Below are 13,472 nucleotides of genomic sequence, written 5' to 3' on the forward strand. Positions count from 1 at the left end.
AAAACGCTCGAGCACGTCGAGCTCGAAGTCCTTCGGTGGGTCGACTGGTACAACACGACCCGCCCGCACTCATGGTGCGACTACCTCGCACCCGCAGCGTACGAACACGACCACTACGCTGCCCCCAACCCTTCGACGGCGACCGCCGACGAAGCACACACGACTCTCCACTGAACCCGGGGCGGTTCAGGGAATCCTTGGTGAGGTCCCTGCACCGGTTCCACGCCACCATGGCCGGCGTGGCCAGCGTGTTCCACGAGGCAGCCCGGAACGCCCCACTGCTCGTGGACGCCCGAGCAGCCAACAACATCGCGAGAGCCACCTCAGCAGACGACGGACCGGGAGCACTTCTGAGTCAGGACACGATCGTGGCACCACGCGACGTACTCCTGAAGCGGGCTATCCCGATCCCGGACGGCATCCGAAGTCGGGGGGAAGACGCTGGCCGGCGGGTCGCCCTGGCGTCGAGAGCGTCGCTGCGATCGACCTTAACGGTCAGCGACCGCAGGGAGGCCGCCATGTCCCTCCCCACGAGCTCGACACGTCCCCTCAGTTCGGCGAGCAGGCTCGCCGCCGGTCAGAGGCACGAACATGCGAGCTCGGCAGCGCAGCCACAGAGCGAGGGAGACCTGCACGTGTCTCGATGAACCACGCGCCTGCTGTCGTTGACGCCGGGGCTGAACGAGCCGAAAGAGTGGGCCACCATAAGCGCATGGCATCACGGGTAGGCGATCCTGATGGGTTCGGACACTTCGGCATCGTCGACAGCGACCCCGAGGGGGTGCTGTGCCACGAGTGCGGACGGCGGTTCGCGCACCTCGGCCTGCACGCCTGGCGGGGCCACGGGATAACGGCGGACCAGTACCGGGAGCAGCACGGGCTACCTCGCAAGGGGCTCGTCGCTGACACCACCGCGCGAAGCGGTCGTGGCCAACGCGCGGCGGACCCTTGCGGACAAGCCCGCCTTCGTGGCCTCCCGTGACCCCGTCAGGGCCAGCCGGGCCCAGCGCCCCGGAGAAGCGGCTATCTCACCGGCCGGCCTCGAAGCCATTAGGGACACTGCCCGGCGACTCCGGGGCCTCAGACGGCACGGGATCGTCGTGGCCTGCGAATGGTGCGGGGTGCAGTTCTGCCCGCTGCTGGCGCCGGGGAAGAGGCGGTTCTGCACAAGGTCTTGCGCCTCCCGGCACAACCGAGCCTCGCGGCCTGCCCGCCGCTCGCCAGGCTGACGTAGAGAGGCAACCCGGAGGTCAACGATTGCGGCTGCTTGATGAACGAGCACGCGGTGATCTACGACACCCGGACGGAGCTGGGTGACGACGTCGGAACGCCCGGAAGGACCTTGTGAGGCTCCCTGAGCGTGCTGGGACTTGCATCGCCTGACGCTTTGACGGCGCACCTCCGGGGCCGGATGCTGCTGGAGATACGACAACCCCCGGCGGCGGCGGCCGCCGGGGGTTGCTCGCCTGCTCAGGACTTGTGGGCGGCTTCCCACTGGTCGACCAGGTTCTGGGGGAGCCTGCCACGCTTGGGGTACTCGATACCCTGCGCGTCCAGCCACGACTTGATGTTCCTGGTCTGCGAGGGGTCACGACGGGTGGTGCTGCCGGGTCCGGACTGGCGACGTCCGCCGACGCGACGGCCGGCGTCGACGTACTTCTGGATGGTGTTGGCGAAGTCGTCGGCCTCCTTCTGAGAGAGGTCGATTTCGTAGTCAGCGCCGAGGAAGCCGAACTTGACGGTCTGGCCGTCCTCACCGAGCTCCTCCCCGGACAGGTCCGAGACAAGGATGGTCTGCACCTTCTGCGCCACTATGGCTCCTACACGTTCAGATGATTGGGTCGCGTCATCTTACGCGGGCATCGATCGCCTGGGCAGGGTGCGGAAATGTGGCAAGATGCACGCCGAGCGAGCGACCCGACCGCAACCCGGGATTCACGGGAGACGGACTTGACCGCAAGCTCCGCAGACCCGCGCCCCCGCTGACTGACGGCTGGGTCACCCCAGCAGACACGTGGGTCGGGAGTGTGACAGCGGGGAGCCCGGTGACCTGTCCAAGGCACACTTGTGGGAATCCCCCCCAAAGGCCGACCTCGCGTTGATTCCAACCCACGCCGAACGGCCCGCCCTCGAAACGAGAGCGAGCTAGTCGCAACCCACCGCGAGCCGTGCACTGCTGCGCGGGAGGCGGCCTGTGCCGGTTCACAGGCCTGGAGATCAATCACCGGGGCGTCGTCGTTTTGTTCACGCGGCTGAGGCCGTGTCCAGCGCCGCGTCCTGCGGTTAGTAGCTACCTCATGGCCGGCCTCCTCGCGCGCGTGCCGAGGGGCGGGGCAGGACGGGAGGTCGGTGGCACCGAAGGGAGGGGCTCTACGCCCTTCACGGGCGGAGCGATGGCGGCTACGATAGGAGCCACGTCAGCACCCATTTTGCTGTCGTCCGACCCCCGGAGGTTGCCGCCTCGCGGGGGTCATTCATGGCCGCAGCCGACCCAGTTATGCCCCAGTTATGCCCACTCGGGACAACGAAAACCGGCCCTGACTGCGTTTCCGCAGGTCAGGGCCGGTATCCTAGTGGTCGGGGTGACAGGATTTGAACCTGCGACCTCTTCGTCCCGAACGAAGCGCGCTACCAAGCTGCGCCACACCCCGTGGCCCGTGCGCGAGCCCGGCAGGACCGCACGCAGCGTCCGCAAGAATAGCCCACGCCCCGGGTCGCGGCTAAATCCCCGGACCGCCGGCCGTCAGGGTGATGAGGGTCGCCTCCGGCCGGCAGCAGAAGCGGAACGGCGTGTAGGGGTTGCCGCCGAGGCCGGCGGAGACGTGCAGCCAGGCGGCGCCCGGCGGAGCCTGCGACGAGGGCGTCGCGCCGGCGCCGGGCCACCACCGGGACACGCCGGAGGCACGGGAGGTGTCGAGGTCGCAGTTGGTGACGAGGGCGCCGTACCCGGGGACCCGCAGCTGGCCGCCGTGGGTGTGCCCGGCGACGAGCAGCCGGGCGCCGTCCGCGGCCATCGGGTCCAGCACCCGCTGGTAGGGCGCGTGGGTCACCCCGATCGTCAGGTCGGCGTCGGTGGCGGCGGGGGCGGACACGCTGGGGTAGTCGTCCAGCTCCAGGTGGGCGTCGTCGGTGCCCACGAGCTCCAGGTCCACGCCCTCGACCCGCAGCCGGACCCGCCGGTGGGTGAGGTCGGCCCACCCGCGACGCCGCAGGCCGTCGACGAGGTCCTGCGTCGGGAGCACGTCCGGGGTGAGCTCGGCACCCTTGCGGTGGCTGTCGTCGAGGTAGCGCAGCGGGTTCTTGCGCGTCGGTGGGTAGTAGTCGTTGGACCCGAGGACGAAGACGCCCGGCCGGTCCAGCAGCGTGCCGTAGGCGTCGATCGCCGCCGGGACGGCGTCCATCGCGGCGAGGTGGTCACCGGTGTGGACCACCAGGTCGGGGTCGAGCTCGGCCAGTCCCCGCACCCAGTCGCGCTTGCGCCACTGGGTGGGCACCAGGTGCAGGTCGGACAGGTGCAGCACGCGCAGGTCGGGCGAGCCCGCGGGCAGGCAGGGGATGCTCGCACGGCGCAACGCGAACCACCGGGGCTCGACCCAGGTGGCGTAGGCGGCGGCACCGGCCGCGAGAGCCCCCGCCCCGAGAACCGCGCCGGTGAGCGGGCGCCATACCGACGACATCGTGGTCAGGCGCCCAGCGCCTGCTTCACCGCCGCGGCCACGCGACCGCCCTCGGCGCGCCCGGCGACCCTCGGGGTGAGCACCTTCATCACCTGACCCATGCCGCGCAGGTCGGTGGCCCCGGTCTCGGCGACGGCCTCCCGCGCCATCGAGGCCAGCTCGTCGTCGGCCAGCTGCGCCGGGAGGTATGCCTCGAGCACCGCCAGCTCGGCCTCCTCCTGGGCGGCGAGCTCGCTCCGGCCGGCGCCGGAGTAGGCCTCGGCGGCCTCACGGCGCTTCTTGGCCTCCTTGGTGATGACCTTGAGCACCTCGTCGTCGCTCAGCTCGCGCTGCTGCTTGCCGGCGACCTCCTCCGTCGTCACCGCCGTCAGCGCCATGCGCAGCGTGCCCGCCCGGACCTTGTCCTGGGCACGCATCGCGGCCGTGAGGTCCTGCTGGAGGGTGGCCTTGAGGCCGGTCGAGTCACTCATGCGCCCAGTGTCTCACCCAGAGGGGCGGCCGGCTGGCGCCTCGCCCTGCGTGACGCCTCAGGTCGTGGCGTCGATCAGTCGTCGTCACCAGGAGGGTCGGTGCCCGGCGGGTCCTCCGGGGGCGCCGGCGCGGGTTCGGGCTCGGGGTCCGGCTCTTCGCTGGGCTCGGGTTCCGGCTCCGGCTCCTCGCTGGGCTCGGGCTCCGGCTCGGCCTCCTCCGTGGGCTCCGGCTCGGCCTCGTCACCGGGTGGGGGCTGCGCGGGCTGGGCGGGCGGCTGCGGCTGGCGCGGCTGCACGGGGGCTGCCCGGGCGGCGGGCGCCACCCCGGTCGACACGTGGAGGGTCACCGGGCTGGAGGTCTGGACCGAGGAGCCGACGCCCGGGGTGGTGTAGAGGACCGTGCCCTCGGCCTGACCGGAGGCCACCCGCACCACGCTCCCGGTGAGCCCGGCGTCCTCGAGCCGCTCCTGGGCCTCGCCGACGGACATCCCGACGACGCTGGGGATGGTGATGCGCTTGCCGTTGAGGATGTCGGCGGGCGGATCGTCCCAGTCCTCGACGTCCATCCCCTCCGAGGCGCGGTCCATGATCTCCTTCCACGTCGCGCTGCCAACGAGGAGCCGAAGAGCGGGCCGTCGATGAAGCGTCCACCGACGGTGATGTCGCGCAGGTCGCCGTCGTAGCCCTGGCCGCCGGGGACGTTGCCGACGAAGACCGCGGTCGACAGCTGCGGGGTGAAGCCGGCGAACCAGGTGGCCGTCGAGTCGTTGTTGGTGCCGGTCTTGCCGCCGGCGGGACGCTCGCCGTCGAGGATGGCCTGGTATCCCGAGCCGGCCTGGTCGACGACGCCCTTGAGCAGGTCCACCGCGCCGAGGGCGACGTCCTCCTCGATGACCCGCTCGCACTCGGGCAGCTCCAGCGGCAGCTCCTCGCCGTTGGCGTCGGTCACCTTGGTCACGGGGACCGGTGGGCAGTAGACGCCGCCCGAGGCGAACGTCGCGTAGGAGGTCGCCACCGTCAGCGGGCTGGCCGTGTCAGCGCCCAGGACCAGCGAGGGGGCGAGGGTGGTCTCGGCGTTGCCCGGGTCCAGGCCGTAGGCCTGCCCGTTGGCCGCGTGCAGCCCCATCTCGGTCATGGTGTCGGCGATGTCGCAGGTGCCGACCTGCGAGGCCAGCGTCGCGAAGGCGGTGTTGACCGACAGCGCTGCCGCCTTGCGCAGCGCGATGCTGCGCTGGTGGTTCTCGTCGTTGGCGTTGCGGACCGCCCAGTGGTCCTCACCGATGGTGCAGCCGCTCTCGAAGTCGTCGCGGAAGAAGATGCCGGCCGGGAAGACCTCGTTCGCGGGTGGGTAGGTCGCGCTGCCTTGCGGGTCCTCCAGCCAGACGTTGCCGTAGGTGCTGTCCTGCGGCGCCCGGACGTTGAGGGTGGCCTCGACCGGCACGCCCTTCTTCATGGCCTCGACCAGGGTGTAGGCCTTCGCGATCGAGCCGATCGCCATACCTCCCGGACCGCCGTAGGCGTTGTCGACGTTCCAGTTGACCGAGGTCTCGTCGACCTTGTCGCGGCTGTCCTCGAAGGAGTAGGTGCTGGACTGGTTGAAGGCCAGGATCTTGCCGGTGCCGGGCTCGACGACCGTGGCCGCCGACCCGAGGTTGTAGTCGTTGCCCTGCGGGGTGGCGTCCTGGAGGATGTCCTTCATGTCGGCGGACAGCTCGAGGTCGAGCGTGGTCTCGACGGTCAGCCCGTTGGTCGTGAGGTTCTCCAGCCGCTCGTCCCGGGTCTTGCCCAGGGCCGGCTGCTCCAGCAGCCAGGCCTCGACGTAGTCGCAGAAGTAGGGGTTGCGGGAGCGCAGGCAGGAGCGTTGGCTGTCGGTGATCTGCAGCATCTCCCCCTCGCCGGTGCCGACCACCTGGGCTACGGCCTCGTCGTGCTCCTCCTGCGTGATCATGCCCAGGTTGAGCATCTTGTCGAGGACGACGTCGCGTCGGGCCTGTGCGGCTTCGGGATTGGCCACGGGATTGGTGGCCGTCGGCGACCGGACCACGCCAGCCAGCAGTGCTGACTGCGAGATGTTCAGGTCCTTGGCGTCGACGTCGAAGTAGTGCCGGGCGGCCGCCTCGACGCCGTAGACGTTGTCGCCGTAGAAGGCGAGGTTGAGGTAGCCGACCAGGATCTCGTCCTTGGTCAGCCGCTCCTCGAGGGTGATGGCGTACTTGAGCTCGCGCAGCTTGCGGACATAGGCATCCATGCCCGTGCGTGCCTGGGCGTCCGCCGCGGCCTCGGTGTCCCCCTCGCTCAAGGCCTGCTCGGTCAGCGCCTGCTTGATGTATTGCTGCGTCAGCGTCGAACCGCCTTGCAAGGAGTCTGTCGTGGTGTTCTGCACCACGGCGCGGGCGAGGGCCTCGACGTCAGCACCTCCGTGCTGGAAGAAGCGTTCGTCCTCGATCGCCACCTGGGCGTCCTTCATGTGCTGGCTGATCTCGTCGCTCTCCGCGATGATCCGGTTGCGGTCGGCAGGGGTCGCGAGGACCGTGCCATCAGCGGCCAGGATCCGCGACTGCTGGGCGAGCGGGTTCTGCTCCAGGTCACCGGGCAGCTGCTCGAACATGCCGACGCTCTCCCGCGCGGCCAGGCCGGTGGCCCCGACGACCGGGGCGAGCAGACCGGCGCCGATGATCCCCATGAGGACCGAGACGGCGAGGAAGACCCCGAGCAGGGAGGTCACCCGTGCGACAGTGAGGGCAGAGCGCATACCAGACACGGTACGTGAGGTTTCTGAGAGGTCCGGCCTGCCGCGCCAGGCCCCCGGGTCGGAGCGTCCGAGGGGACGGCGCCGGTAGGCTCGGCACCATGACGACTGCGCACCAGTGGGAGTACGCCACCGTTCCGCTCATGATCCACGCGACCAAGCAGATCCTCGACCAGTGGGGCGAGGACGGCTGGGAGCTCGTGCAGGTCGTCCCCGGCCCCGGGGACGGCAGCAACCTCGTGGCGTACCTCAAGCGCCCGAAGAACGCCTGAACCCGCCCATGAGCTCAGCCGAGCCGACCGCCGGTGCCGTCGAGGCGCGTCTGGCCGAGCTGGGCCACCGGGTCCCCGCGGTCGCGGCGCCGGTCGCCGCCTACGTCCCCGCCGTGCAGCACGGCGACCTCGTCTTCAGCTCGGGGCAGGTCCCCTTCGTCGACGGCCAGCTCGAGCTGACCGGCAAGGTCGGTGAGGGGCCGGGGCTCGTGTCCCCGGCGGACGCGACCCGGCTGGCCGGCGTCTGCGCGCTCAACGCCATCGCCGCCGTCAGGTCGGTCATCGGCGACCTGGACCGGGTGGTCAGGGTGGTCAAGGTCGTCGGCTTCGTGGCCAGCGACCCGGGTTTCACCGGACAGCCTGGTGTCGTCAACGGCGCCTCCGAGCTGCTCGGCCACGCCTTCGGCGACGCCGGGGTGCACGCGCGCTCGGCGGTCGGCGTCGCCGTGCTGCCGCTCGACGTGCCGGTCGAGGTCGAGATCACCGTCGCCGTCCGGGGCTGACTCGCAGTGGCGCAGGGCGAGGGCCCCGCGGAGCAGGCCTACCGGGACTTCGCGGTGCCGGAGCCGGTCGCCGAGGCCGGCCGGGCCTGGCTGGCGACGCCGAGGGACCGGCGCACGGTCGCGGAGCCACGCCGCTCGGCCACCGTCATGCTGCTCCGCGAGGGCCCGTCAGGCGATGCCCGGAAGCTCGAGGTCTTCGTGCTCCGACGCGCCGGCAGCATGGCCTTCGCGGCGGGGATGCTGGCCTTCCCCGGCGGAGGAGTGGACGCGCGCGACGCCGAGCGGTCCGTCCCGTGGGCTGGTCCCTCCGCCCAGGAGTGGTCCGGCCGGCTCGGTACCGACGAGGAGGGCGCACGCGAGCTGGTGACCGCCGCGGCCCGTGAGGTCTTCGAGGAGTGCGGCGTGCTGCTCGCGGGGCCCGACGCCGGTGAAGTGGTCGCCGACCTGCGCGACCCGGTGTGGCGGCAAGAGCGTGCCGCGCTGCTGGACCGCTCGCAGAGCTTCGCCGAGCTGCTCGCCCGGCACGGCCTGGTGCTCCGCACGGACCTGCTGAGCCTGCGCGGCCGGTGGATCACCCCCGAGTCCGAGCCGCGCCGCTACGACACCTTCTTCTTCGCCGCGCGCATGCCGCGGGGCCAGCGGGCCGACGACGGCAGCACCGAGGCCGAGGTGGCGAGCTGGCGCTCGCCGGCACAGATCCTGGAAAGGCAGCGCGCAGGCCGCGACGTCATGCTCCCGCCGACCCAGGTCATGGTGGAGGAGCTGGCGCAGGTGGAGGACGTGACCCTCGACTCCTGGCTCGGCCGACCGGTCGAGGTCCGACCCGTGCTGCCGGTCCCGGTCGAGGACGGCGGGGCCGTCGCCATACGCATACCGCGGTGAGAGGCTGATGGCATGACCTCCGCCGACGAGCCGTGGACCGGTGGGCCCTGGGGCGACCGGGCGCACGCCGTGCTCTGCCCCAACCCCTCACCCATGACCCTCGAGGGCACCAACACCTGGGTGCTCCTCGAGCCCGGCAGCACGGAGGCCGTCGTGGTCGACCCGGGCCCGCTCCGGGAGGAGCACCTGCGGGCGGTGCTCGCCCACGTCGCCGGCCGGGGAGCGCGGGTCGCGCTCACCCTGCTGACCCACGGGCACCCGGACCACGCCGAGTCCGCGGAGCGGTGGGCCGAGCTGACCGCGGCGCCGGTGCGGGGAGCCGGTCGGGGTCAGGGCCTGACGGACGGTGAGGTCGTGGGCGCCGGCGGCCTCGAGCTGCGCGTCGTCACCACCCCGGGGCACACCGCCGACTCGGTCTGCTTCCTGCTCCCGGCGGACCGGGTCGTGCTCACCGGCGACACCGTGCTGGGCAGGGGCACCACGGTCGTCGCCCATCCGGACGGCGACCTCACGTCATACCTGGACTCGCTGCAGCGCCTGCGGGACCTGGCGGCCACCGGTGAGGCCACCAGCATCGCGCCGGGTCACGGCCCGGTCGCGGCGGACGCCGCAGGCGTTCTGGACCGCTATCTCACGCACCGGCACCAGCGGCTGGACCAGGTCCGGGAGGCCGTCACGCAGGTGCGCGGGTCCGAGGCGCCCCGCGGGTCCGATCTCGCGGACCGCGTCGTCGAGCTGGTGTATGCCGACACCCCCCGAGAGGTATGGCCCGCGGCGCGGCTCTCGGTCCTGGCCCAGCTGGCCTACCTGGACGAGCCGGTGGGCTGACCGGGCACGAGGGTCAGCGGGCGCGGCGGCGCAGCCGGTCCACGTCGCGGAGCGTGACCGACTTGGCGCCCAGGATGACCCATCCGCGCTGGGCGAAGTCGGCCAGGGCCTTGTTGACCGTCTCCCGGCTGGCACCGACGAGCTGGGCCAGCTCCTCCTGGGTGAGGTCGTGCGCGACGACCAGCCCGGCCTCCGAGCGACGCCCGAAGCGGTCGGACAGGTCGAGCAGCGCCTTGGCCACCCGCCCTGGCACGTCGGTGAACACCAGGTCGGACAAACCCTCGTTGGTCTTCCGCAGGCGGTGCGCCAGTCCGGCCAGCATCTGCATGGCGACCTCGGGGTGCTGCTCGAGGAAGGAGCGGAGCGCGTCGTTGCCCAGCGAGATGAACTCGGTGTCGGACACGACGTAGGCGGTGGTCAGCCGTGGGCCGGGGTCGAAGAGGCTGAGCTCACCGAACATCTCACCGGGACCGAGCACCGACAGCAGGCTCTCCCGGCCGTCGGAGGCGGCCTTGGACAACTTCACTTTCCCCCGCGTGATGACGTAGAGCGAGTCGCCCGGGTCCCCCTCGTGGAAGACGACATCCCCGCGGGCCAGCCGACGCGGGCTCATCGACTCCATGAGCTGGTCTGCCGTCGCGCCATCGAGCGCGGCGAACAGCGGAGCTTTCATCACCACGTGCCGGTCCACCGGTTCATGGTGCCACGGCGGCGAGGCCGACGGGCGGATCAGGTGTGTCCGACGCCACGTCTAGGCTTGCCCGGGTGAGTGAGGACGACGGGCAGGGCCAGCCGGAGGTCGCGAGGCCGACGGGGGAGAGCGCGCTGGCGCTGACCCGGCGGGCGCGCAAGATGTCCCGGCTGCTCCACGAGCACTACCCGGACGCCCACTGCGAGCTGGACTTCGAGGATCCCTACCAGCTGCTCGTCGCGACGGTGCTGTCGGCGCAGACCACCGACGTGCGGGTGAACGGCGTGACGCCGACGCTGTTCGCGCGCTACCCCGACGCCCGGGCGCTCGCGGCGGCGGACCGGGCCGACGTCGAGGCGATCATCCAGCCCACCGGCTTCTTCCGCGCCAAGACGGAGTCGCTCCTGAAGCTCGGGACCGCCCTCGTCGAGCGCTTCGACGGGCAGGTCCCGGGGCGGTTGCCCGACCTCGTGAGCCTGCCCGGGGTCGGCCGGAAGACGGCCAACGTCGTGCTCGGCAATGCCTTCGGGGTGCCGGGCATCACGGTCGACACGCACTTCGGGCGGCTGGTCCGCCGGTTCGGCTGGACCGCGCAGGAGGACCCGGTCGCCGTCGAGCAGGAGGTCGGCGAGCTCTTCCCGCGTCGGGAGTGGACCCAGCTCTCGCACGTGCTGATCTTCCACGGGCGCCGGCTGTGCCACGCGCGCAAGCCCGCCTGCGGGGTATGCCCGGTCGCGCGCCAGTGCCCGAGCCACGGCGCGGGACCGACCGACGAGGCCGCCGCGGCGAAGCTGGTGCGGACCGGCCCGCGCGCGTGAGCGGTGAGGTCGCGCAGGCCCGCCCCCCGACCTGGCTGACGGACCTGGCGGGGAGGGTGCCGACGATCCCCGGCGAGCGGTTCAGCCGGTTCCTGCCCCCACCGGAGGGCGGCCGTCGGCAGTCGGCCGTGCTGGTGCTCTTCGGCCCAGGCGTCCACGACCCCACCGACCCCGAGGCGACGACCGTCGTCATCACCGAGCGGGCTCATACCATGCGTGCGCACGCGGGCCAGCCGGCCTTCCCGGGCGGAGGCGTCGAGCCCGGTGACCAGGACGCCGCGGGGACGGCACTGAGGGAGGCGCACGAGGAGGTCGGCCTGGACCCCGCGAGCGTCGACGTCCTGGCAGAGCTGCCCACCCTGCACATCCCGGTGTCCAGCTATGACGTCACCCCCGTGCTCGCCTGGTGGCGTCGTGCGGAACCGCAGGCCCTGTGGGCCAAGGACCCTCGGGAGGTGGCGCGGGTGCTGCAGCCGGAGGTCGCCACGCTGACCGACCCGCAACAGCGGTTCTGGGTGCGTCACCCCTCGGGCTTCCTCGGCCCGGCCTGGGAGGTCGACGGCCTCCTCGTATGGGGGTTCACGGCCGGTGTGCTGGACCGGGTGCTGGACCTCGCGGGACTCGGCGTGCCGTGGCCGGACGCGCCGACCCGAGATCTCGCGCTCTGAGCGCCGCGGCCCGGCCGCTCGTCGGTGGCCGGTGCCAGGCTCAGCCCTGAGAGTTCTCGATCGCGGTGCCGCGCGGTCCCTGGGCGGCGGCCTTGACCGTCTCCACGGTCTCCTTGCCCTCGCGGATCGCCCGGTCCGGCTTGCCGTGGACCTTGCCCACCTGGCCCTTGCCGATGAGCGCGAGGATGCCCGCGACGAGGAAGAGGACGCCGGCCATGATGAGCAGGCCGGCCCACCAGGGCAACCAGATCGCGATGACACCCGCGAGGCCGAGGAACAGCAGCCCGAGGCCGTAGAGACCGAGCACGCCGGCACCCGCGAACATCCCCGCGCCCTTGCCCGCGTGGGCGACGTCCTGCTTGATCTCGGCCTTGGCCAGCTCGACCTCGCCCCGCACGATCTGCGAGACGTCCAGCGAGACGTCCGACACGAGTTCGCCGAGGGAACGCTTGCCGGTGCTGCCGGTCAGCGTCGTGGTGTCTGTTTCCGCAGGAGTTGCCATGCCCAGGATGCTATCCCGAGCCGGTCTGGGTCGCATCACGCACGGACGCCTGCTGGACGATGGCCCCCGGACAAGGACGGGGCCCGCTCGGCACCCCCTGTTCAGTGCCGAGCGAGCGCCCGTGTCGACGAACCGGTCCCGTGACAGCCGGTGGAGCCACGCCCTCCGTGGAAGGGGCTCCTCGAGTCGATACGTCCAGTCTGCCAGGGGGATCAGGGTGGTCAGCGCCACTTTCGGCAAAGTTTTGTTAAAGACTTCTCCAGGTCGGCGCCTCCCCATGCACAGGGGGGCGGCTCGTGCCCGGCCGTAGGGTGAGCGGGTGAGCATCACGGCAGAGAGCGCGGTGGCGGAGCTGGTCCGGATGCCGGACGTCGCCGAGTCGGTGGACGCCGCGCGGGAGGCCTGCACGCGGCTGCGGTGGCACGAGGGGCTGCGGCGCCGGTCGCCCGAGGCAGCCGCCGAATCACGGGTCCGCGGGGCCACGGCGACCGCACTGCTGGAGGGCGCGGAGCCGGCAGGGTCGGAGCGCAGCGTGGACGTGGTGCGGGACCTGCTGCGCGGGGCGCTGGGACGGAGCGCACGCGAGGCGGACCCGGTCTGGCGGACCGTCCTGGCCGCGGCGCGGGTGACGGCGCGCACGGAGGGTGTGACCGTGGCCCACCTGCGTGCCCCGGCGCAGCTCGCCGCCGCCCTCCACACCGCTGCGGGCGCCGGGCTCGCGCCCGAGCACCAGCTCGGCCGTCCGCGCCGTCCGGAGGAGCCGGTCGCGGGGCAGGAGGTCCTCGGCCCGGCACCGCCGGCGCAGGAGGCTCTCGCCCGCCTCGGCGCGGTGCACGGTCTGCTCGGGTCGGCGGTGGCGGGTCGTGCCCCGGCGTTGGTCGTCGCGGCGATCGCCCATGCCGAGATCGCGGTGGCTCGCCCGTTCGTCTCCGGCAACGGTCTGGTGGCCCGCGCGCTCGAGCGCGTGGTGCTCACCGTGTGCGGCGTGGACCCGACGGGGGTGACCGTCCCTGAGGCCGGTCACGCCGGGCGTGCAGGGACCGACTACCGCGGCGCGCTAGCCGCGTACGCCAGTGCCGATCCCACCGGCGTCCGCCTGTGGCTGGTCCACTCCGCGGAGGCCGTCGTGCTGGCCGCGGAGGAGGGGATGCGCATCGCCGACGCGGTCCGGGCGGGGCGCCTGGACGTGCCGTGAGCGGCCTCGGGAAAGCCGGTGGAACCTGGGGTCCGGCCCTCCTGAGTCGCCACCCCCGGGGGTATGCAGTCAGGGTCCCTGGCGGACGGCGTTTGTCCAGCACCGCAGGTGTCGGGTACCGCTTGCAATCGGTCTAGCGGGTGGGGCATACTTGGGAGCACAGCGCTCCTCGCAAGAGTTGTAGCGCGGGTGTTCGGGATCATCCCCCCCTGATCCT

15 protein-coding genes, 1 tRNA gene and 1 pseudogene are annotated in these 13,472 nt (G+C 72.0%); 9 read left to right on the forward strand and 8 right to left on the reverse strand.

Annotation, left to right across the window (positions count from 1 at the left end; all coding sequences use genetic code 11):
- Together BJF86_RS19735 and BJF86_RS19740 are read left to right on the forward strand one after the other, a co-directional pair.
- Positions 1–174: integrase core domain-containing protein (locus tag BJF86_RS19735; RefSeq protein ID WP_143553681.1), on the forward strand; the 174-nt coding region annotated here is incomplete at its 5' end.
- 538 nt (positions 175–712) lie between these two features.
- On the forward strand, positions 713–982 hold the full coding sequence (locus tag BJF86_RS19740; protein ID WP_075817066.1) for a MucR family transcriptional regulator: 270 nt from the start codon (positions 713–715) through the stop codon (positions 980–982).
- A 488-nt stretch (positions 983–1,470) separates the two neighbouring features.
- Here the strand turns inward: BJF86_RS19740 and BJF86_RS03955 are convergent, their stop codons facing one another.
- The 6 genes and pseudogenes from BJF86_RS03955 to BJF86_RS03980 form a co-directional block, all read right to left on the reverse strand.
- Positions 1,471–1,812 carry a histone-like nucleoid-structuring protein Lsr2 gene (locus tag BJF86_RS03955; RefSeq protein WP_075817067.1) on the reverse strand — a complete coding sequence of 114 codons (342 nt, stop codon included), beginning with the start codon at positions 1,810–1,812 and terminating at the stop codon, positions 1,471–1,473.
- Positions 1,813–2,574: 762 nt separating this feature from the next.
- Positions 2,575–2,651, reverse strand: a tRNA-Pro gene (locus BJF86_RS03960).
- A gap of 69 nt (positions 2,652–2,720) precedes the next feature.
- Complete coding sequence (locus BJF86_RS03965) at positions 2,721–3,677, reverse strand: metallophosphoesterase (protein ID WP_075817068.1); 957 nt, start codon at positions 3,675–3,677, stop codon at positions 2,721–2,723.
- 5 nt (positions 3,678–3,682) lie between these two features.
- The gene (locus BJF86_RS03970; protein WP_075817069.1) at positions 3,683–4,147 is read right to left on the reverse strand and encodes a GatB/YqeY domain-containing protein; all 465 of its coding nucleotides are present in this window, start codon (positions 4,145–4,147) and stop codon (positions 3,683–3,685) included.
- 74 nt (positions 4,148–4,221) lie between these two features.
- Positions 4,222–4,734, reverse strand: coding sequence for a PASTA domain-containing protein (locus BJF86_RS03975; RefSeq protein WP_083652701.1), 513 nt, complete (start codon positions 4,732–4,734; stop codon positions 4,222–4,224).
- A gap of 95 nt (positions 4,735–4,829) precedes the next feature.
- A pseudogene (locus tag BJF86_RS03980) lies at positions 4,830–6,899 on the reverse strand (transglycosylase domain-containing protein); the annotation flags it as partial.
- A 98-nt stretch (positions 6,900–6,997) separates the two neighbouring features.
- On the opposite strand from BJF86_RS03980, the gene BJF86_RS17335 reads away from it, so the two are divergent.
- Genes BJF86_RS17335 through BJF86_RS04000 form a run of 4 tightly spaced genes read left to right on the forward strand, consistent with a single transcriptional unit; the run spans position 6,998 to position 9,381 of the window.
- Positions 6,998–7,168, forward strand: coding sequence for a DUF4177 domain-containing protein (locus tag BJF86_RS17335; protein ID WP_022925427.1), 171 nt, complete (start codon positions 6,998–7,000; stop codon positions 7,166–7,168).
- Positions 7,169–7,176: 8 nt separating this feature from the next.
- Complete coding sequence (locus tag BJF86_RS03990; protein ID WP_075817072.1) at positions 7,177–7,671, forward strand: RidA family protein; 495 nt, start codon at positions 7,177–7,179, stop codon at positions 7,669–7,671.
- A 6-nt stretch (positions 7,672–7,677) separates the two neighbouring features.
- Positions 7,678–8,553, forward strand: coding sequence for an NUDIX hydrolase (locus BJF86_RS03995; protein WP_075817073.1), 876 nt, complete (start codon positions 7,678–7,680; stop codon positions 8,551–8,553).
- Between the two features lie 12 nt (positions 8,554–8,565).
- Positions 8,566–9,381, forward strand: coding sequence for an MBL fold metallo-hydrolase (locus tag BJF86_RS04000; protein WP_075817074.1), 816 nt, complete (start codon positions 8,566–8,568; stop codon positions 9,379–9,381).
- 13 nt (positions 9,382–9,394) lie between these two features.
- Here the strand turns inward: BJF86_RS04000 and BJF86_RS04005 are convergent, their stop codons facing one another.
- Positions 9,395–10,072 (reverse strand): Crp/Fnr family transcriptional regulator, encoded by a 678-nt coding sequence (locus BJF86_RS04005; RefSeq protein WP_075817075.1) that lies wholly within the window; start codon positions 10,070–10,072, stop codon positions 9,395–9,397.
- Positions 10,073–10,233: 161 nt separating this feature from the next.
- On the opposite strand from BJF86_RS04005, the gene nth reads away from it, so the two are divergent.
- Both nth and BJF86_RS04015 read left to right on the forward strand, forming a co-directional pair.
- Positions 10,234–10,890 carry an endonuclease III gene (nth, locus tag BJF86_RS04010; protein ID WP_083652741.1) on the forward strand — a complete coding sequence of 219 codons (657 nt, stop codon included), beginning with the start codon at positions 10,234–10,236 and terminating at the stop codon, positions 10,888–10,890.
- Positions 10,887–11,558 carry an NUDIX hydrolase gene (locus tag BJF86_RS04015; RefSeq protein ID WP_075817077.1) on the forward strand — a complete coding sequence of 224 codons (672 nt, stop codon included), beginning with the start codon at positions 10,887–10,889 and terminating at the stop codon, positions 11,556–11,558. Before nth ends, BJF86_RS04015 begins: the two co-directional genes overlap by 4 nt.
- A gap of 40 nt (positions 11,559–11,598) precedes the next feature.
- Here the strand turns inward: BJF86_RS04015 and BJF86_RS04020 are convergent, their stop codons facing one another.
- Positions 11,599–12,060, reverse strand: a complete 462-nt coding sequence (locus tag BJF86_RS04020) for a phage holin family protein (protein WP_075817078.1) — start codon at positions 12,058–12,060, stop codon at positions 11,599–11,601.
- Positions 12,061–12,379: 319 nt separating this feature from the next.
- On the opposite strand from BJF86_RS04020, the gene BJF86_RS04025 reads away from it, so the two are divergent.
- Positions 12,380–13,255 carry a Fic family protein gene (locus BJF86_RS04025; RefSeq protein WP_083652704.1) on the forward strand — a complete coding sequence of 292 codons (876 nt, stop codon included), beginning with the start codon at positions 12,380–12,382 and terminating at the stop codon, positions 13,253–13,255.
- The last annotated feature ends 217 nt before the right edge of the window (positions 13,256–13,472 follow it).

This window comes from Serinicoccus sp. CNJ-927, assembly GCF_001942435.1.
GTDB classification, from domain to species: Bacteria; Actinomycetota; Actinomycetes; order Actinomycetales; family Dermatophilaceae; genus Ornithinicoccus; species Ornithinicoccus marinus.